The sequence below is a fragment of the Agrobacterium genomosp. 13 str. CFBP 6927 genome (assembly GCA_900012615.1).
GTDB lineage: Bacteria > Pseudomonadota > Alphaproteobacteria > Rhizobiales > Rhizobiaceae > Agrobacterium.
This window is the reverse complement of record LT009756.1, coordinates 715,730-733,355: the sequence shown is the minus strand read 5'-3', so window position 1 is coordinate 733,355 and position 17,626 is coordinate 715,730. Positions and strand designations below refer to the sequence as shown.

Below are 17,626 nucleotides of genomic sequence, written 5' to 3'. Positions count from 1 at the left end.
ACGGGCCCGCCCTATCCGACGATCGCGAAGGCGTCGCGCACCGAGCCGGACGAGGTGCGGATCGCCTTGCGACCGATCCATTGCACGTGGCCGTCAAGGATACGCACCGCCTCTTCGGCGCGGCCGCCGCGCAGCGCATCGATGATCGCGCGGTGATCGGTATCGGTGCGGCGCTCCCACCCGGCCCGCCAGGCGGAAAACAGGAAGCGGGCGCTCGCCGCATGCAGACCGTCGATCGCCTCCATCAGGCGCGGCATGTTGCAGGGCGCGGTGATGAGGCGATGGAAGCGGCGGTTCGCCTCCTCCCAATGCTGCACATCGACGGCGCTATCGCCTTCCAGTGTCGCGGCTTCCGCCTGGTCGAGAATGGCTGACGTCATGTTGGGAATGGCGTGGCGCAGCGCCAGAACCTCAAGGGCTGCGCGCATTTCCGCAACTTCGCGCACATCGTCAAGGCCGAAATCCGCAACCCGGACACCCCGGCGCGGAATGCTGGCGGCCAGCCCCTGCGCTTCCAGTCGGCGGAACGCCTCGCGCACAGGCACATGCGAAGCGCCGAATTCGGCAGCGATGTGATCCTGCCGCAACCGTTCGCCCGGCGACAGTTCTCCGCGAACGATGCGGTCAGCGAGCGTGCGGCTGATGCGTGCGGCAATGGTGTCTTCAGGCGTGGTTTTCACTGGCTTTGGCATAACATCCCATAACGCATCTGGCGCGACTGTGTGTAGTGCTTTTTGCACGCGGCAAATGCGCAAAGCCGAATATTCGCAGCCGCACAGTTTCCTGCCCAACCGGCAAGCTATGAGCCTGATGGGACCGACCCTTGCGGGTCAGCCAGTTGAGCTTGGCGTGGACATGGTCTAAAAGCCCCCCGCATCACTTTTTCCCGGCAAATCCGATACAGGGAGCGCCCATGAGCGGCTTCGACCTCATTATTTTCGACTGTGACGGCGTTCTGGTCGATTCCGAAATCATCGCCGCACAGGTGGAGTCCCGCCTTTTGACCGAGGCCGGTTATCCGATATCCGTCGAGGAAATGGGCGAACGCTTTGCCGGCATGACCTGGAAGAACATTCTTCTGCAGGTGGAAAGCGAAGCCAGCATCCCGCTCTCCGCTTCCCTGCTCGACAAGTCGGAAAAGCTGCTCGACATGCGGCTGGAACGCGACGTGAAGATCATCGAAGGCGTGAAATTCGCGCTGTCTCGCCTGACGACGCCGCGTTGCATCTGCTCGAATTCCTCGAGCCACCGGCTCGACATGATGCTGACGAAAGTGGGCCTGAAGCCCTATTTCGCGCCGCATATCTATTCTGCCAAGGATCTCGGCGCCGACCGCGTGAAGCCGAAGCCCGACATCTTCCTGCATGGCGCGGCACAGTTCGGCGTCTCCCCCGACCGCGTCGTCGTGGTCGAGGATTCCGTGCACGGCATCCATGGCGCAAGAGCCGCCGGCATGCGCGTCATCGGTTTCACCGGCGCATCCCACACCTATCCGAGCCATGCCGACCGGCTGACGGATGCGGGCGCCGAAACGGTGATCTCGCGCATGCAGGACCTGCCGGCCGTGATTGCGGCAATGGCGGAGTGGGAAGGCGCTTTTTGACGAGGTAGCTGTGGTTACATCCCAGACACAAAAGGAATTCGTACCCGGCCAAGGCTATACCGAAGCGGACTGGGATGCTGTCGACTTTCCCGAGATGTCGGATGGAGAGCTCGCAAATGCGCGCCCCGCCAGGGACGTTTTGCCGCCAGCTTTTTTTGAGGCTGTGGAGGAGTATCGAAACTCTCGTCTCCGCCCGTCAGCGGAGAAAGCAACGGCCGTGGGAAAACCCTCCGCTTAAAACGCATGGAAAGTCGTAGACTTCTCCTCCGTCATGCCGGACTTGATCCGGCATCCAGTCACGGCGCGTCTGCGCCGTGAGAAGAGTCTTTTGCGATCAATGACTTGATCGCGCTGGACCCCGGATCAAGTCCGGGGTGACGGAATTCGCACCTTTGCGCGCAATCAGAACCGAAGCCTGCCGAGCAGCCTCCGGTTTTTACATTTCGCCCGTCAAATCACCGGCGCTTGGTCTTTGCCTTGGCGCTCTCGCCGCCGAAGCCGATATAGACGCTGACCGACTTCGGTGCGCCGCCCGGACCGTTGGGAATGGCCACATGGTCGTTGTTGAAAATGAACTGCGTGCCGGCTCCGCCTGCCGGGACATCGATGGCGAAATTGGTCGTTTCGCCGTAGATTTCGCCGTCGCCATCCTTCACCGTCACGCGGATCGGAACTGTCACGCGGCCGGGCTTCGCCATCGGGCCGGGAACGAGACGACCCTGCGCCAGCACGTTCACCGTCAGCGTGGCTTCGTTTGCGGTGCATGAGCGCGTCGTATCCGACAGCGAGACCTGATAGGCGAGCTTCTGCGGGTCGTCCTTGGCGCCGCCGGCATAGACCCGGTGAACGGCGTTGGCGTCGAGAACCGTCACGGTCGGGCAGTTGGCCTGCACCACCGGGGTGACGGCATTGGCCTGCGCGGCCGGAGGGTTGACGGCAAGCGAGTCCGACGGATTGGAGGAATTACATCCTGCAACGACGGCCAGAAGCGACATCGCGGCGGACAAACGCAAGAAATTCCCTGACACTCTTCTAATTCCCTCTCCATTGTCCCGGAACAGAACCGGAGACGCTGTTTATTGACCTTTCACGCAGGTTGGCGATGGTCTATAGCAGCGACGCCGGAAAAAATCGATTGGCATGTTCGGTTTTGCTTGAATTTTCAGAAAAGCCCTTCATTACCTCGCCAATCGCCTCATTCCGGTGAGACGTTGCGGACAAAGACGCCGGCAAGATCGGTAACGGACAAGGGACTATCTCGTGAAATATGTATCGACCCGGGGTTCGGCCCCTTCGCTTGGTTTCTGCGACGCGCTTCTGGCGGGCCTTGGCCGTGACGGCGGGCTTTACGTGCCGCGCGAATGGCCCTCCATGTCGAAAAAGGAAATCCGCAATCTGCGCGGCAAGTCCTACCAGGACGTCGCCTTCGAGGTTCTCTACCGTTTCACCGGCGGTGAAATTCCGGCCGACAAGTTCAGGGCGATGATCGACGACGCCTATTCCACTTTCCGGCATCCGGCCGTCGTGCCGTTGACCCAGACCGGTCCGAACACCTTCGTGCTGGAACTTTTCCACGGCACCACGCTCGCCTTCAAGGACGTGGCGATGCAGCTTCTCGCCCGCCTGATGGACTATACGCTTTCCGAGCGCGGCGAGCGCGCCACCATTGTCGGCGCAACCTCGGGCGATACCGGCGGTGCTGCGATAGACGCCTTTGCCGGGCGCGAGCGCACTGACATCTTCATCCTTTTCCCGAATGGCAAGGTCTCTCCGGTGCAGCAGCGCCAGATGACGACCTCCACCGCTTCCAACGTGCATGCGCTGGCGATCAACGGCAATTTCGACGATTGCCAGACGCTGGTGAAGGAGATGTTCAACGACGTGAAGTTCCGCGACAGCGTGAAGCTTTCCGGCGTCAACTCCATCAACTGGGCGCGCATCATGGCGCAGGTTGTCTATTATTTCACCGCGTCGCTGTCGCTCGGCGGCCCTGACCGGAAGGTGTCCTTTACCGTTCCAACCGGCAATTTCGGCGATATCTTTGCCGGTTACGTCGCCAAGAAGATGGGCCTGCCGATCGACAAGCTCGTCATCGCCACCAATGACAACGACATTCTGGCGCGCACGCTGAAGACCGGCCGTTACGAGATGCGCGGCGTCAAGCCCACCACCTCGCCTTCGATGGACATCCAGATTTCTTCCAACTTCGAGCGCCTGCTGTTTGAAGCCTATGACCGCGATTCAGCGGCGGTGAAGGCATCGATGGACGGTCTGAAGCAGTCCGGTGCATTTGAAATTCCGCCGAAGGCACTGAAATTCATCAAGAAGGATTTCCGTGCGGGCCGCGCCACCGAAAAGCAGGTGGCCGCGACCATTCGCGAGACGCTTGAGAAGACCGGCTACCTGATTGACCCCCATACGGCAACCGGCGTTTTCGTGGCGGAAAAGCACGAAAAAGCGGGAAGCCCGATGGTGGTTCTGTCTACCGCCCATCCGGCTAAATTCCCGGCCGCTGTAAAATCCGCTTGCGCAATCGAGCCTGCGCTTCCAGTATGGTTAGCTGACATTATGAACCGGGAGGAGCGTTTCGACATTCTGGACGCAGAGCTGAAAGCCGTGGAAACCTTCATCGGCCAACATGCACGCGCCGGCAAATAGAGACGCGGAAAGACGTTGAGTATGAGAGTTAATGTGACCCGGCTTTCGTCCGGGTTGACCGTTGTGACGGAAAGAATGCCGCATCTCGAAAGCGTTGCTCTTGGGGTGTGGATCAAATCCGGATCCCGCAACGAGACGACTGCCGAACACGGCATCGCCCATCTACTCGAGCATATGGCGTTCAAGGGCACGGCGCGGCGTACCGCCCGGCAGATCGCCGAAGAGATCGAAAATGTCGGCGGCGAAGTCAACGCCGCGACATCCACGGAAACAACCTCCTATTATGCCCGCGTCCTGAAAGACCACGTCCCCCTCGCCGTCGATATTCTTGCCGACATCCTGACGGAATCGCTGTTCGACGAAGAGGAACTGGAGCGGGAGAAAAACGTCATCCTGCAGGAAATCGGCGCTGCGACCGATACGCCCGACGACGTGATCTTCGACAATTTCTCCGGTGTCGCCTATCGCGACCAGACTATCGGCCGGCCGATCCTCGGTACGCCTGATACCGTGCAATCCTTCACCACCGGCCAGATCAGGCATTATCTCGCCCGCAACTACACGACGGACCGCATTTTCGTCGTGGCGGCCGGTGCTGTCGATCACGAGAGCTTCGTGAAGCAGGTGGAAGAACGTTTCGCCTCGTTGCCGCAACTGCCCGTCACCACGCCGGTTCTCGAAAAGGCCGTTTATACCGGCGGTGAAATCCGCGAGACCCGCGACCTGATGGACGCGCAGGTGCTTCTGGGTTTCGAGGGCAAGGCCTATCACGCCCGCGATTTCTATTGTTCGCAGATCCTCGCCAATATCCTCGGCGGCGGCATGTCATCGCGTCTTTTCCAGGAAGTGCGCGAATATCGCGGCCTCTGCTATTCCGTCTACGCGTTTCACTGGGGCTTTTCCGACACGGGCATTTTCGGCGTACACGCGGCCACCGGCGGCAACGATCTGCCGGAACTGGTGCCGGTCATTCTGGAAGAACTGCGCAAGTCCTCGCAGACCATCCATCAGGAAGAAATCGACCGGGCGCGCGCGCAAATCCGCGCCCAATTGCTGATGGGACAGGAAAGCCCGGCGGCCCGCGCCGGCCAGATGGCCCGGCAGATGATGCTCTACGGCCGGCCCATTCCCAATGAGGAGATGATGGAGCGCCTTGGCGACATTACCCGCGAACGGCTGACCGATCTTGCGGGACGGCTGTTTTTCGATACAGTTCCGACATTGTCCGCAATTGGCCCGCTCGAACATCTGCCGCCTCTTTCAGACATCACTGCCGCGCTTTCCGCGCAGCAGCCCGCAAGGATAAAGGCGAACGGCTAAGCGTGGCGGTTTCTTCCGCACGGGGATGGTGAATGCTGCGTTTTCTTTCCCGACATAATGACACGCCCGAACTGCGCAGCGCCGACCATCTTCTCAGACTGCCGCGCTATGGCGATTTCAAGCAATGGCACGTCCTGCGGTCGGAAAGCCGGCAGTTTCTCCAGCCCTGGGAGCCAAGCTGGCGTCCGGACGAATTGACGGAAGGCTCTTTCCGGATGCGTGTGGTGCGCAACGGCCAGGAATTTTCCTCCGGTACCGCCGTTTCGTTTCTGCTGTTCGAAAAGGAGACCCTGCTGGTCGGCGGCATCACAATCGGTTACATCCGCCGGGGCGCCGCGCAAAGCTGCATGATCGGCTACTGGATAGGCGAACGCCACGCCGCCAAAGGCCATATGTCTGCCGCATTAAAATTGGTAATACCATACATCTTCAACGGACTTCAGTTGCACCGTATCGAGGCAGCCTGTATTCCGGAAAACTTCAAAAGCATCCGGCTTCTCGAAAATGCCGGGTTCCAGCGGGAAGGTCTCTTGCGGGAATATCTGAAAATCAATGGCCAATGGCGGGATCATATGATGTTTTCCCTTCTTGCCGACAAGCAAAGCTCCGGCGGAACGAAGTACGATACATGACCTACAATCACACTGCGCCTTGCCTGTCGAAACGTCTGGCGGCAATCGCACTGGCTGCGCCGTTTTTCCTGCTATTCCTGCTTTTTGCTTCCTATTCCTACGCCTTCGAGCCGGTGAAGATTTCCCGTGACGATACGGCGCTTGATCTGACTGCCACCACCGATATCTACGCCAATCAGGGCGAGGCCTTTCAGGTTTCCACCGCCCCCGGACCAGACGGCATCCGCCGCCGTATCGAGGTGCGCGCCAGTTCCACGGATCACCAGGGCGACTGGGCGGTATTCGCGCTCGCCAACGTCTCCGAAGAGCAGCTGGAGCGCGTCATCGTCGCCCCGCATTTCCGTCTGGTGAACTCCAAACTGTTCTGGCCCGATCTCGGCTCGCAGCGCATCATCGCGATCACACCGAGCGAAGGCTTTGCGCTGGACCGGCAGCCAAGCCCGGATGCCGACGTGTTCCGCATCACGCTCAATCCCGGCTCCGTCATCACCTTCGTCGCCGAGCTATCGACGCCGCAATTGCCGCAGATCTATCTGTGGGAACCGGAAGCCTACAAGGACACGATCAACGCGTTCACGCTCTATCGCGGCATCGTGCTCGGCATTGCCGGCCTTCTGGCCGTGCTTCTGACCATTCTGTTCGTGGTGAAGGGAACCTCGGTTCTGCCGGCCTCCGCCGCACTTGCCTGGGCCGTGCTTGCCTATATCTGCGTTGATTTCGGCTTTCTTGAAAAGCTCATCACCGTCACATCCAGCGATCAGCGAATATGGAGGGCGGGCGCGGAAGTGGCGCTCGCCTCCAGCTTCGTGGTCTTTCTCTTCACCTATCTCAATCTCAACCGATGGCATGCGCATCTGGGTTACGCGACTTTTGCCTGGGTGGTGGGTCTGGCGCTGCTGTTTGGCGTGGCGATCTACGATCCATCGGTTGCCTCCGGTATTGCCCGCGTGTCCTTCGCGCTCACCGCAACGGCCGGTATCGCGCTCATCATCTATCTCGGCTTCAACCGTTACGACCGGGCGATCCTGCTCGTTCCCTCCTGGGCGCTTATTCTCGTCTGGCTGTTCGGCAGCTGGCTGACGGTAACGGGGCAACTGGACAACGACATCGTGCAGCCGGCGCTTGGCGGCGGACTGGTGCTGATCGTGCTGCTGATCGGCTTTACCGTGATCCAGCATGCCTTTGCCGGCAGCGCCTATCAGCAGGGCCTGTTCTCTGACCTTGAACGCCAGTCGCTGGCGCTGACGGGCAGCGGCGATACCGTGTGGGACTGGGACGTGACGCGCGACCGCATCGTCACCACGCCCGACATTTCCAACCGGCTGGGGCTGGAACCCGGCACCATGCATGGTGCTGCGCGCAACTGGCTGCCGCGCCTGCACCCTGACGATCGCGACCGCTTCAAGGCGACGCTCGACGTGCTGCTCGACCATCGCAAGGGCCGCCTCAACCACGAATTCCGCATTCGCGCCGAAGACGGGCATTTCCACTGGCTGCAAATCCGCGCCCGTCCGGTTCTCGGCTCCAACGGCGAAATCATCCGCTGCGTCGGCACGATTACCGACATTACCGAGCAGAAGAATTCGGTCGAGCGGCTGTTGCAGGATGCGATGAACGACAATCTGACCGGACTTCCGAACCGGCAGGTTTTCCTCGACCGCCTGCAATCGATCCTCAATCTTTCTCCCGATAGCGAGGGTGTGCGCCCGACCGTGATGGCGATCGATATCGACCGCTACAAGCTGGTCAACGATACGCTCGGCATTGCCGCGGGCGACAATATTCTCATCGCGCTGACGCGGCGCCTGCGCCGCCTGTTGAAACCGCAGGATACGCTGGCGCGCCTCGGTGGCGATGAGTTCGGCCTGATCCTGACCTCCGAGCGCGATCCGCAGCGTGTGGCGGATTTCGCCGATGCGGTGAACAAGGCGATCATGGTGCCGATCAATTTCGCCAATCGCGAAATCATCCTCACCGCCTCCATCGGCCTCGTCTCGTGGATCGACCAGCAGGAAAGTGCGGCCGGACTTTTGAGTGACGCGGAACTTGCCATGTATCGCGCCAAGCGCGCCGGCGGCAACCGTGTCGAGCCGTTCCGCCCCGCCTTCCGCACCTCCGGCACTGACCGCCTGCAGATGGAAAGCGACCTTCGCCGCGCCATCGAGCGCAAGGAGCTGTCGCTTGCCTATCAGCCGATCGTCAAGCTCGACGATGGCGAGCTGGCCGGCTTCGAGGCACTGATGCGCTGGGAACATCCCAAGCGCGGCAATATTCCGCCGAGCGAGTTCATTCCCATTGCGGAAGCTTCCGGCCTGATCGAGCCGCTCGGCATGTTCGCACTGGAGCGGGCGGCGACCGATCTGATGGACTGGCAGCATGCCATCGAGAAGATGCCGATCTTCATTTCCGTCAATATTTCCAGCGCGCAATTGCTGAACAACGAATTGTATAATGATGTGCGCAGCATGCTGACGCGCACCCGCTGCAATCCACAGCAGCTGAAGCTGGAGCTGACGGAATCCGTCGTCATGGAAAACCCGGAACAGGCGCGGCTGGTGCTTTCCAAGCTGAAGGAAACGGGCCTGAGCCTCGCCATGGATGATTTCGGCACCGGCTATTCGTCGCTTGCCTATCTCACCCGCTTCCCCTTCGATACGATAAAGCTCGATAAGGCGCTGGTGGCCAATACCAGCGACAAGCGCAATGTACTCCTGCGCTCCGTCATCGCCATGGCCCGCGCGCTCGACATGCAGGTGGTGGCAGAAGGCATCGAGACGCCGGAAGATGCGGCGGAATTGTCGCGCATGAATTGCCATTTTGGCCAGAGCTTCCTGTTCGGAACACCGGTCTCGGGCGATGCGGCGCTGAAGCTTCTCAGGGAGCGGTTCCAGCCGACGAAGCGGGCTTCATAAGGGGGATAGGTTGCAGTAGTAGCGCATTCCCCCCTCCCCCTCTACCTAACGCGAGGTCATCCTCGGGCTTGACCCGAGGATCCATTGTCGCAGGTGGTTGTGGATCCTCGGGTCAAGCCCGAGGATGACGTCGAGGGTAAGGCGTTCCTTACTGAACCATCATCACCGGCTGTGCATCCGCCGCCACCCTCCCATGCAGGAGGTCGTGAATGAATTCCATCTTCGTCACCACCGGCGGCGTCAGCACGAAGGGATAGAGGTCCGCCTCCCCCATGCTGCGCTGGATGGAATTGATGGCGACGCTGAGCGGAATCCAGGCCTTGACCAGTTGCGCGGCGCTGCGGGCCTTGTAGGGATCGAACGTCACCTCTGCGGCCATTTCCTCATGTCCGTCCGGATCGATCGCCACACCGAAGGCGCGCGCCGTTTCGAGCGTGTCGACGATATGCAGGTAATGGGCGAAACATTCGGCGAAATCTTCCCATGGGTGGACGGAGGCATAGGAGCTTATGAAATTCTCCTGCCAGTCGGGCCGCGGTCCCTGCTCGTAATTGCGTTGCAGCGCCGCCGCATAATCCTCGCGCTCGTCACCGAACACGGCGCGGCAGGCTTCCAGCCGGTTCTCATCGCGCACCAGCTTGTTCCAGATGAAATGCCCGACCTCGTGGCGGAAATGGCCGAGCATGGTGCGGTAGGGCTCGTTCATGTTGGCGCGCACCTGCTCGCGCGTCGCATCATCGGCTTCCGCCGCACGGATGGCGATCAGGCCCTCATCGTGACCGGTCATGGCGGGAATGACAGAACCGTCGGGCGCCACCTCATCGACCAGAAAGTCGAAGACCAGCCCACCCGCAGGATCGGCATCCCGGTTGGGATGCGGCAGGCCGAGCCGCAAGATCGAATAAAACAGATGGCGCTGCGCCTGGCTGAGACGTCGCCACTGTTCGATCCCCTGCTCGGTCGCGATATCAGGCACCAGACGATTATGGCTGCAGGCCGGACAAAAGGCGCTGTCACTTTCCGCCGGGACAGACCAGTTGCAGATGTCATTCACCTCATTGGCGCAGAAACGCACCTGCTTTTCCGGCTGGGCAACGATCTGCCAGTTCGGCTCGCCCGCGGGTGCAAGCGCTTCCATGGAAAGGCGTTCCGGCACGAAGGCCAGACGATGACCGCAGGAGACGCAGAAACGATTGTCGAAATGGACCGGCTGGCCGCAGGAAGCGCAGGAGAAAAGCTTCATCGATGAAACCCTTGCGATGGATCAGGTGGGGTGGAGGCAAACGTAGAATATCAACACGAACGGCGTAACAAGCCGGACGTTCCGGCCCCTCAGACGACAAGAGCGCATGTGCTGTCACACATGCGCTCCGAGCGCCGCATCGTCAGAGAGGCGCAATCCGTCGGGCGAGATTACATCCGATCAACGGCGCCCTTGACGGCATCCTTGGCCTTGCCAACGTTTTTCTGGATCTTGCCCTTTGTTTCCTGGGCCGCACCCTTGGCGCGCAACTCGTTGTTGCCGGTCGCTTCGCCGACGCTCTTCTTGACCTTGCCGGCGACTTCGTTGGCTTTACCGGCGATCTTGTCTGATGTGCTACCCATGTCACTGCTCCCTAGTTTAACCGCACTGTCTTGTCCGGCTTTCCGGGTGACTAACGTGAGGGAGCAAGGTTTGGTTCCAGCCGGCAGACGCGTGAAAGCGGCGGAAAACTCAGGCGTGGCCGGCATCGGGCGAGAGCATGCGCGGGTCGACGCCCATCAACGCAAGCGCGCGCTCATATTTATTGTCCAGTCCGCGGTCGAAGATCAGCTCTTCGGCGGCCGGGCAATTCAGCCAGCCATTATTGGCGATCTCGTTTTCCAACTGCCCCGGTCCCCAGCCGGCATAACCCAGCAGCATGGTGGCCCTTTGCGGGCCGCGGCCGTTGGAAATGGCGCGGACGATATCGAGCGTCGCCGTCAGGGAAATGTCGTCGCTGACCGGAATGCTGGATTCGCTCAGGTAATCATCCGAATGCAGCACGAAGCCCCGACCGGATTCGACCGGACCGCCGCACTGTATCGGAAATTCACGGGTGCGGTTGGGCAGCATGATGGCGTCGTTGCTATCAACCAGTTTCAGATGCAGCAGAATATCGGTGAAGGTGATCTGCTGCGGACGGTTGATGATGAAGCCCATGGCACCGGCATCCGAATGGGCGCAGATATAGATTACCGAACGGGCAAAATTGCCATCGTCCAGCCCCGGCATCGCGATGAGGAACTGACCATCGAGAAAGCCACGTTCGCGTTTGTCCATCAGGGTTGAAAAGCTCACCGGCGCCTCCAGCAGGCCGAATTCCGTTCTTGAACGGAAAAGGCGTTCGCACTTCGACAGGGAACAGGATGCGGCATAGCGCCCGATCAATCAACCGAAAATGATGAACCGCACGAATTCGTAACTGGTCCGCCGGGCGATGTTGGGTTAGACGGAAAGAATGAGCTTCAGGACATTCTTTCGATTTTCACATCTTCGCTTCCTCGCCGCATTCGCCGCCGTCCTCGGCAGCGGGCAAGCCGCCCGGGCAGAGATTACCGACTGGGCCAGAAGCGAAGGCGGCCAGATGCGCGTGGCAAGCCTTGCGATGGATGCGGACGGCGTGGTGCGCGGCGTGCTGCAGATCGAGCCGAAAGACGGCTGGATAACCTATTGGCGGGAGCCGGGAGAAGCCGGCATACCGCCTCAGATCAGGCTCGACCCGGCAAGCGGTGTCAGCCTTACCACCATGGCCTACCCGGTTCCGAAGCTGATTGAAAACGGCGACATTACCGATATCGGCTATGATCACGCCGTCAGCCTTCCCTTCCAGCTGAAAGCCGCCGACACATCCGCAGGCGGGAAGATCGACCTCACCGCCTTCATCGGCGTCTGCCAGAATATCTGTATCCCTTTCGAGGCGACGTTTTCGATCGACCGCGGCCAGGCGGGCGATGATGACGGCGAAGAACGACGATTGCTGGAAGAGGCGCGCGAGACGCTGCCCGAAGCCGCATCCGACGATTTCAAGGTGACCGATTTCCACATCACGCCCGACAAGACCATGCTTGGCGTGCAGCTGCAGCTTCCGGAAAACGCACCGAAGGAGACCGAAATCTTCATCGCCGGTCCCTCGGGCTTTGCCTATTACGAACCGCAGAACCTGGTGCGCGACAAGCGCAAGCTCTCTTTCTACATGAACATCAAGGGCCTGCCGAAAACCTATCAGGTGCAGGGCAATAGCTGGCCGATTCTGGTCAAATCCGGCGACCGGGCCATGGAGACGATGCTGAATTTCCCGAAGCCCTGATGGGTTTTGCCGCCACGCTTGAGCGATCGCCTCCGCAGTGGAATTTCCCGCGAAAACCGCATGACACGTTTCATTTGGTTGCTCTATAGTCGCGCGAACCGAACGGCTACAGGAGCACGGACATGACCATCAAGATCGGCGAAAAACTGCCTTCCGCAACCTTCAAGGAAAAGACGGCCGACGGCCCGGTGGAAACCACCACGGACGCGCTTTTCGGCGGCAAGAAGGTGGTTCTCTTCGCCGTGCCCGGCGCTTTCACCCCCACCTGCTCGCTGAACCACCTGCCGGGCTATCTTGAAAACCGCGACACCATTCTCTCAAAAGGCGTGGATGACATCGCCGTTGTCGCCGTCAATGACTGGCACGTTATGGGCGCATGGGCGCAATCGTCCGGCGGTCAGGGCAAAATCCACTTCCTCGCCGACTGGGATGCCTCTTTCACCAAGGCACTTGGCCTTGATGCCGACCTTTCCGGCGGCGGCCTCGGTGTGCGCTCCAAGCGCTATTCGATGCTGGTCGAAGACGGCGTGGTGAAGTCGCTCAACGTGGAAGAAAACCCCGGTCAGGCGACGGTTTCGGCCGCTGCTGCGATGATCGAGCAGCTTTGAGGGCAGGTGGCTTAGTCTCTCCGTCATGCCGGACTTGATCCGGCATCCAGCCACGGCGCGTCTGCGCCTTGATAAGAGTCTTTTGCGATCAAGGACTTGATCGCACTGGACCCCGGATCAAGTCCGGGGTGACGGTGTATCGACTGACACGACATCGCCAAACGCATCAACGCTGCTTTTAGCGACAAAACAAAAAGGGCGGCCAAGCCGCCCTTCCCTCAGACATTCATATCAAACACCAGAAGCCCGGCCAGACCGCCATCGGTCAGCGACACGAGGCGCTCGCCGACTTCCATATGCTGGGGATGGGCGAGGTAATCGTCGCGGGCCTCGGGGCTTTCAAGCGTCACGATAAAACCGTCGACGAAACCGCCATTCAGGCCCTCGGGCGAAACATTCTGGCCGTATTTTACATCGATGATGCCCGGTATCACGTCCTTCAGGGCCGCAATCGCTTCGAACACCGCTTGTTTTTCAGAGGATGCCGTCGCAGCCTTGAAGCGCAAAAATACACAATGCAGGATCATCCGAATTCCTCTCCTCCGCCGGACTGTCCGGCTGTTTGACGACAAGATAAATCGGGTTTCAGTTTTCACAACCCCGGATTAGATATGGCCCGGATTACACAGGCCGAATAAGACAGGTTTCCATTACCGCCGTTTGAAGGGCTCCATGCCCTTGCGCGCCAGTTCATCGGCGCGCTCGTTTTCCGGGTGGCCGGCATGGCCCTTGACCCAATGCAGCGTTACCTTGTGGCGCTCCTGCGCCGCTTCCAGCGCCTGCCACAGCTCGACATTCTTGACCGGCTTGTTATCGGCGGTTTTCCAGCCCTTCTTTTTCCAGCCGAAAATCCATTTGGTGATGCCGTCTTTCACATAGGCGCTGTCGGTATAAAGATCGACCTCGCAGGGGCTTTTCAGCGCGTTGAGCGCCGAAATCGCCGCCAGCAGTTCCATGCGGTTATTGGTGGTCTCGGCCTCGCCGCCGGAGAGTTCCTTCTCCACCTCACCATAACGCAGCACGGCACCCCAGCCGCCGGGACCGGGATTGCCGGAGCAGGCGCCATCGGTGAAAATATCGACATGTTTCATTCGCCGGCCAGCCCATATTCGGCGACATTGGCGATGGAGCGGTGGAACCGCAGCTTGCGCAGATATTCCAGCGGATCTTTTTTCACCACCAGCGCGCCGGCCGGCGTCGTCAGCCAGTCGTAAAGCCGCGTCAGGAAGAAACGCAGCGCCGAACCGCGCGCCAGAAGCGGCAGCGCCTCCAGTTCCGCCTCACTCAGCGGGCGCACCGACTGGTAACCCTCCAAGAGCGCCTTGCCCTTGGTGACGTTATAAGCGCCATCCTTTTCGAAGCACCAGGCATTGAGGCAGATCGACACGTCATAAGCGAGCAGATCGTTGCAGGCGAAGTAAAAATCAATCAGACCCGAAAGCTCGTCGCCGAGGAAAAACACATTGTCCTGAAACAGATCGGCATGGATGACGCCGGCTGGCAGATCCTTCGGCCAATGGGCGGCGAGATAATCGATCTCGGGGCGAATCTCGTCTTTCAGGCCCTTCTCCACCTCGTCGGCGCGGTCTTCGGATTTGTCCCAAAGCACCTTCCAGCCCTCGACGGAGAGTGCGTTCGGCCGTCTGATTTCGAACCCCTCGCCCGCCAGATGCATGGCGGCCATCGCCTTGCCGACTTCGCGGCAGTGCTTCGCTTCCGGCTTTCTCAGCCACATGCCTTCAAGGAAGGAGATAAGCGCCGCCGGCCGGCCCGACAGTTCGCCCAGCAACGCGCCATCCTTGCGCGGCAGCGGCAGGGGGCAGGACAGGCCCTTGGCGGCCAGATGCTGCATCAGGCCGAGGAAGAAAGGCAGATCGTTTTTTTCCACGCGCTTTTCATAAAGCGTCAGGATCAGCGGGTCCTTGGTGGTGTGCAGCAGGAAATTGGAGTTTTCGACGCCTTCGGCAATGCCCTTATAGGAAGTGAGGCTGCCGACGTCATATTGCGTGAGGAAATTCCTCAGATCATCTTCGGTGATGTCCGTATAAACTGCCAATTTCAAATCTCTTGATGAAGGAAAGGGTGAAAATCTGGGGTGAGAATGACGGATGCAACGCGAAGGCCAGCCGCATTGACCGTCATTCCGTTTCAGGCACCGGCGGCGGTTTTCGGCGGAAGCGCATTGCTGGCATTGCCGTTGACGAAAGCCATGTCGTCCGTCGTCAGTTCGATACTGCGCAGCTCGCGATTGACGAGGAAATGTTCCGTTTCCTCCACCGTGACGGCCAGATCGAGCGTCGTGTCGAACCGCGCCTTGAAAGCTTCGATGATCTCATCGACGATGACTTCCGGTGCGGAGGCGCCAGCCGAAAGACCAACGGTGCGGATATCGCCGATCGCATCCCAGTCGATTTCCGCCGCACGCTGTACCAGCACGGAATGTTTGGCGCCGGCGCGCAGCGCCACTTCCACCAGCCGCTTGGAATTGGAGGAATTGGGGGCGCCAACGACGATGAACAGATCGCAGCCGGGCGCCGCCTGCTTTACCGCATCCTGACGGTTGGTGGTTGCGTAACAGATGCTGTCGGCGGCAGGCGCCTGAATGGCCGGGAAGCGTTCCTGCAGCCTGGCGATGACGCCGGCGGTATCATCGACCGACAGTGTCGTCTGGGTAACGAAACCGAGGTTTTCACGGTCCACCGGCTCATAAACACCCGCATCCTCCACCGTCTCGACCAGCGAGACCGTGCCTTCGGGCAGCTGACCCATGGTACCGATGACCTCAGGGTGACCGGCATGGCCGATCAGCACGACATGGCGGCCGAGGCGCTGGTGGCGCATGGCCTGTTTGTGCACCTTGGAGACCAGCGGGCATGTGGCATCGAGATAAAAAAGGTTGCGCGCCTGCGCGTCTTCAGGCACGGATTTCGGCACGCCATGGGCGGAAAAGACCACCGGCTGCTCGCGGTGCTCGACGGGGATCTCATGCAGCTCCTCGACGAAGACCGCGCCCTTGGCTTCAAGCCCTTCCACCACATAGCGATTATGCACGATTTCATGGCGAACATAGACCGGCGCGCCATAGGCCTTCAGCGCCAGCACAACGATCTGGATCGCCCGGTCCACGCCCGCGCAAAAGCCGCGCGGTCCGCACAGCCTTATTGTCAAAGGGGGTTTGGAAACGGCGATGTTCATTCCTGCTCCTTGGCCTGCTCCTTGGCCTTGCCCGATAACCAGCCATTATCGGACGGCACGTGCTTTATTCACCCTGCGCCTTACCGTTCCGGAAATAGGCAAAACCGGCGACGATGACAAGGGCCACCGCCAGGCCATACCACGTTATCGCATATTGCAGGTGATTGTTGGGCAAATCTATCAGCGTCACGCCACCTTCAGGCCAGCCTCCGGGATTGGGCGCATTATCGGCATCGACGAAGAGGTGGACCAGCCGGTCCGACGGGATATTGACGCTCGAGGCCATCGCCGCCAGATCCTTCCAATAGAAGATGTTCTTGGCGACATCATTATCCGGCAGCAGGGAAGATGGTTTAGTGACGAGCGGCGCGCGCGCCAGTCCGGTGATCGTCACCTCGCCGGCAACCTGGCCGTCGGGGCGCTCTGCCGGTTCCTTCATCTCGAAGGGCACGAAGCCGCGATTGACGAAGAGAATTCGGCCATCGGCAAGCGTCAGCGGCGTATAGATATAATAGCCGGTTCTGCCCTGATGGGTGGCGAAGAAATGCCGTTCGCGGGCGTGATCGAACGTGCCGGAAAGGCTGACCCTGCGATATTCTATCTCGCCGCCGCTTTTTGTAATGGTCTCGATGTCGGAGAGCGTGGCCGGGCTTGCGCTCCGCCGCTCCTCGATATCGGCCATCAGGGCCTCTTTCCAATAGAGCCGCTTCACCTGCCAGGTGCCCAGCCCGAGCAGGATGGCAAGTGCCAGCAGGACAAGCGGCGCAGCAAACCAGACCCGTCTTTCCGCCGCCTTCATGTGGGAAACATCATTCACGATCAAGCCTGCCTTCGCTTGCATTGTTGCGGTATTGCAGCGCAATCATGATCCCTTTCAGCTTGCGCAGCAGCACGAGCGAGACAATCACCGTGAAAGGCAACCAGAGCATGACATGCACCCAGACGGGCGGGCCAAAACGCTGATCGAACCAGAGCGCCAGACCGACGACCAGAAAACCCACAATCAGCATGACGAAGACGGCCGGGCCATCACCCGCATCGGCAAAGCCATAATCCAGCCCGCAGGCGCTGCAGGCCGGTTTCGGCGTCAGGAAACCGTCGAACAGCCGGCCGTTACCACAACGCGGGCAGCAGCCTTTCAAGCCCACCTTGATGGGATCAACAGGCGCAAAATTGCCGTTTGATGGTTCTGACATGATGACCTCCCGCGAAGTTGCCTAACCCCTCGCCCGTCCTCCTCGGGCTTCACCCGAGGACCCACGATTTCAGCGGGCTATGGATCCTCGGGTCAAGCCCGAGGATGACGTCCAATCTCCTGGAAGCTTGCCTCAGAACCCGGGCACCTGTTGTTGCTCGACGGCGCTGCGAC

General features: G+C 60.2%; 18 protein-coding genes. 7 read left to right on the top strand and 11 right to left on the bottom strand.

The window, feature by feature from the left end; genetic code table 11:
- Window positions 1-11: 11 nt before the first annotated feature.
- Window positions 12-692 carry a GntR family transcriptional regulator gene (locus AGR13A_RS03630; RefSeq protein WP_035218528.1) on the bottom strand — a complete coding sequence of 227 codons (681 nt, stop codon included), beginning with the start codon at window positions 690-692 and terminating at the stop codon, window positions 12-14.
- Window positions 693-913: 221 nt separating this feature from the next.
- Between AGR13A_RS03630 and AGR13A_RS03625 the strand changes: the two genes are divergently transcribed.
- Window positions 914-1,603 carry an HAD family hydrolase gene (locus AGR13A_RS03625; RefSeq protein WP_003520496.1) on the top strand — a complete coding sequence of 230 codons (690 nt, stop codon included), beginning with the start codon at window positions 914-916 and terminating at the stop codon, window positions 1,601-1,603.
- Window positions 1,604-2,058: 455 nt separating this feature from the next.
- Here the strand turns inward: AGR13A_RS03625 and AGR13A_RS03615 are convergent, their stop codons facing one another.
- On the bottom strand, window positions 2,059-2,598 hold the full coding sequence (locus tag AGR13A_RS03615) for a PilZ domain-containing protein (RefSeq protein WP_167377515.1): 540 nt from the start codon (window positions 2,596-2,598) through the stop codon (window positions 2,059-2,061).
- A gap of 265 nt (window positions 2,599-2,863) precedes the next feature.
- On the opposite strand from AGR13A_RS03615, the gene thrC reads away from it, so the two are divergent.
- Genes thrC through AGR13A_RS03595 form a run of 4 tightly spaced genes read left to right on the top strand, consistent with a single transcriptional unit; the run spans window position 2,864 to window position 9,125 of the window.
- Window positions 2,864-4,261 (top strand): threonine synthase, encoded by a 1,398-nt coding sequence (gene thrC / locus AGR13A_RS03610; protein ID WP_080833706.1) that lies wholly within the window; start codon window positions 2,864-2,866, stop codon window positions 4,259-4,261.
- 21 nt (window positions 4,262-4,282) lie between these two features.
- Complete coding sequence (locus tag AGR13A_RS03605) at window positions 4,283-5,581, top strand: M16 family metallopeptidase (protein ID WP_035218531.1); 1,299 nt, start codon at window positions 4,283-4,285, stop codon at window positions 5,579-5,581.
- A 32-nt stretch (window positions 5,582-5,613) separates the two neighbouring features.
- Entirely contained in the window at window positions 5,614-6,213 is a 600-nt protein-coding gene (locus AGR13A_RS03600) for a GNAT family N-acetyltransferase (RefSeq protein ID WP_080833704.1), read from the top strand.
- Window positions 6,210-9,125, top strand: a complete 2,916-nt coding sequence (locus AGR13A_RS03595) for an EAL domain-containing protein (protein ID WP_035218536.1) — start codon at window positions 6,210-6,212, stop codon at window positions 9,123-9,125. Before AGR13A_RS03600 ends, AGR13A_RS03595 begins: the two co-directional genes overlap by 4 nt.
- A 148-nt stretch (window positions 9,126-9,273) precedes the next feature.
- Here AGR13A_RS03595 and AGR13A_RS03590 read toward each other — a convergent pair whose 3' ends face one another.
- The 3 genes from AGR13A_RS03590 to AGR13A_RS03580 form a co-directional block, all read right to left on the bottom strand.
- Window positions 9,274-10,368 (bottom strand): zinc-binding metallopeptidase family protein, encoded by a 1,095-nt coding sequence (locus AGR13A_RS03590; RefSeq protein ID WP_035218539.1) that lies wholly within the window; start codon window positions 10,366-10,368, stop codon window positions 9,274-9,276.
- Between the two features lie 170 nt (window positions 10,369-10,538).
- The gene (locus tag AGR13A_RS03585) at window positions 10,539-10,730 is read right to left on the bottom strand and encodes a CsbD family protein (protein WP_035218542.1); all 192 of its coding nucleotides are present in this window, start codon (window positions 10,728-10,730) and stop codon (window positions 10,539-10,541) included.
- 109 nt (window positions 10,731-10,839) lie between these two features.
- Window positions 10,840-11,445 (bottom strand): YqgE/AlgH family protein, encoded by a 606-nt coding sequence (locus AGR13A_RS03580; RefSeq protein ID WP_035218992.1) that lies wholly within the window; start codon window positions 11,443-11,445, stop codon window positions 10,840-10,842.
- A 160-nt stretch (window positions 11,446-11,605) separates the two neighbouring features.
- On the opposite strand from AGR13A_RS03580, the gene AGR13A_RS03575 reads away from it, so the two are divergent.
- On the top strand, window positions 11,606-12,454 hold the full coding sequence (locus AGR13A_RS03575; protein ID WP_080833703.1) for a protein-disulfide reductase DsbD domain-containing protein: 849 nt from the start codon (window positions 11,606-11,608) through the stop codon (window positions 12,452-12,454).
- 122 nt (window positions 12,455-12,576) lie between these two features.
- Entirely contained in the window at window positions 12,577-13,062 is a 486-nt protein-coding gene (locus tag AGR13A_RS03570) for a peroxiredoxin (RefSeq protein WP_035218546.1), read from the top strand.
- A 218-nt stretch (window positions 13,063-13,280) separates the two neighbouring features.
- Here AGR13A_RS03570 and AGR13A_RS03565 read toward each other — a convergent pair whose 3' ends face one another.
- The 6 genes from AGR13A_RS03565 to AGR13A_RS03540 form a co-directional block, all read right to left on the bottom strand.
- Window positions 13,281-13,589, bottom strand: coding sequence for a Dabb family protein (locus AGR13A_RS03565; RefSeq protein WP_035218547.1), 309 nt, complete (start codon window positions 13,587-13,589; stop codon window positions 13,281-13,283).
- 123 nt (window positions 13,590-13,712) lie between these two features.
- Window positions 13,713-14,153: a ribonuclease HI gene (gene rnhA, locus AGR13A_RS03560; protein WP_003494262.1), complete on the bottom strand. Its 441-nt coding sequence runs from the start codon at window positions 14,151-14,153 to the stop codon at window positions 13,713-13,715.
- A complete protein-coding gene (locus tag AGR13A_RS03555) occupies window positions 14,150-15,118 on the bottom strand; it encodes a homoserine kinase (RefSeq protein WP_080836492.1) in 969 nt (322 codons plus the stop codon). Before AGR13A_RS03555 ends, rnhA begins: the two co-directional genes overlap by 4 nt.
- A 92-nt stretch (window positions 15,119-15,210) precedes the next feature.
- Entirely contained in the window at window positions 15,211-16,257 is a 1,047-nt protein-coding gene (ispH, locus tag AGR13A_RS03550; RefSeq protein WP_035218548.1) for a 4-hydroxy-3-methylbut-2-enyl diphosphate reductase, read from the bottom strand.
- Between the two features lie 64 nt (window positions 16,258-16,321).
- Window positions 16,322-17,056, bottom strand: coding sequence for an SURF1 family protein (locus AGR13A_RS03545; protein ID WP_080836490.1), 735 nt, complete (start codon window positions 17,054-17,056; stop codon window positions 16,322-16,324).
- Between the two features lie 10 nt (window positions 17,057-17,066).
- Window positions 17,067-17,453, bottom strand: a complete 387-nt coding sequence (locus AGR13A_RS03540; protein ID WP_080833701.1) for a DUF983 domain-containing protein — start codon at window positions 17,451-17,453, stop codon at window positions 17,067-17,069.
- Window positions 17,454-17,626 lie beyond the last annotated feature (173 nt).

Excerpts from the sequence above, each read along its gene's own strand:
- AGR13A_RS03630 (WP_035218528.1), bottom strand. The coding sequence starts at position 692 with ATGCCAAAGCCAGTGAAAACCACGCCTGAAGACACCATTGCCGCACGC.
- AGR13A_RS03625 (WP_003520496.1), top strand. The coding sequence starts at position 914 with ATGAGCGGCTTCGACCTCATTATTTTCGACTGTGACGGCGTTCTGGTC.
- AGR13A_RS03615 (WP_167377515.1), bottom strand. The coding sequence starts at position 2,598 with ATGTCGCTTCTGGCCGTCGTTGCAGGATGTAATTCCTCCAATCCGTCG.
- AGR13A_RS03605 (WP_035218531.1), top strand. The coding sequence starts at position 4,283 with ATGAGAGTTAATGTGACCCGGCTTTCGTCCGGGTTGACCGTTGTGACG.
- AGR13A_RS03600 (WP_080833704.1), top strand. The coding sequence starts at position 5,614 with ATGCTGCGTTTTCTTTCCCGACATAATGACACGCCCGAACTGCGCAGC.
- AGR13A_RS03595 (WP_035218536.1), top strand. The coding sequence starts at position 6,210 with ATGACCTACAATCACACTGCGCCTTGCCTGTCGAAACGTCTGGCGGCA.
- AGR13A_RS03590 (WP_035218539.1), bottom strand. The coding sequence starts at position 10,368 with ATGAAGCTTTTCTCCTGCGCTTCCTGCGGCCAGCCGGTCCATTTCGAC.
- AGR13A_RS03585 (WP_035218542.1), bottom strand. The coding sequence starts at position 10,730 with ATGGGTAGCACATCAGACAAGATCGCCGGTAAAGCCAACGAAGTCGCC.
- AGR13A_RS03575 (WP_080833703.1), top strand. The coding sequence starts at position 11,606 with ATGAGCTTCAGGACATTCTTTCGATTTTCACATCTTCGCTTCCTCGCC.
- AGR13A_RS03570 (WP_035218546.1), top strand. The coding sequence starts at position 12,577 with ATGACCATCAAGATCGGCGAAAAACTGCCTTCCGCAACCTTCAAGGAA.
- AGR13A_RS03565 (WP_035218547.1), bottom strand. The coding sequence starts at position 13,589 with ATGATCCTGCATTGTGTATTTTTGCGCTTCAAGGCTGCGACGGCATCC.
- rnhA (WP_003494262.1), bottom strand. The coding sequence starts at position 14,153 with ATGAAACATGTCGATATTTTCACCGATGGCGCCTGCTCCGGCAATCCC.
- ispH (WP_035218548.1), bottom strand. The coding sequence starts at position 16,257 with ATGAACATCGCCGTTTCCAAACCCCCTTTGACAATAAGGCTGTGCGGA.
- AGR13A_RS03545 (WP_080836490.1), bottom strand. The coding sequence starts at position 17,056 with ATGAAGGCGGCGGAAAGACGGGTCTGGTTTGCTGCGCCGCTTGTCCTG.
- AGR13A_RS03540 (WP_080833701.1), bottom strand. The coding sequence starts at position 17,453 with ATGTCAGAACCATCAAACGGCAATTTTGCGCCTGTTGATCCCATCAAG.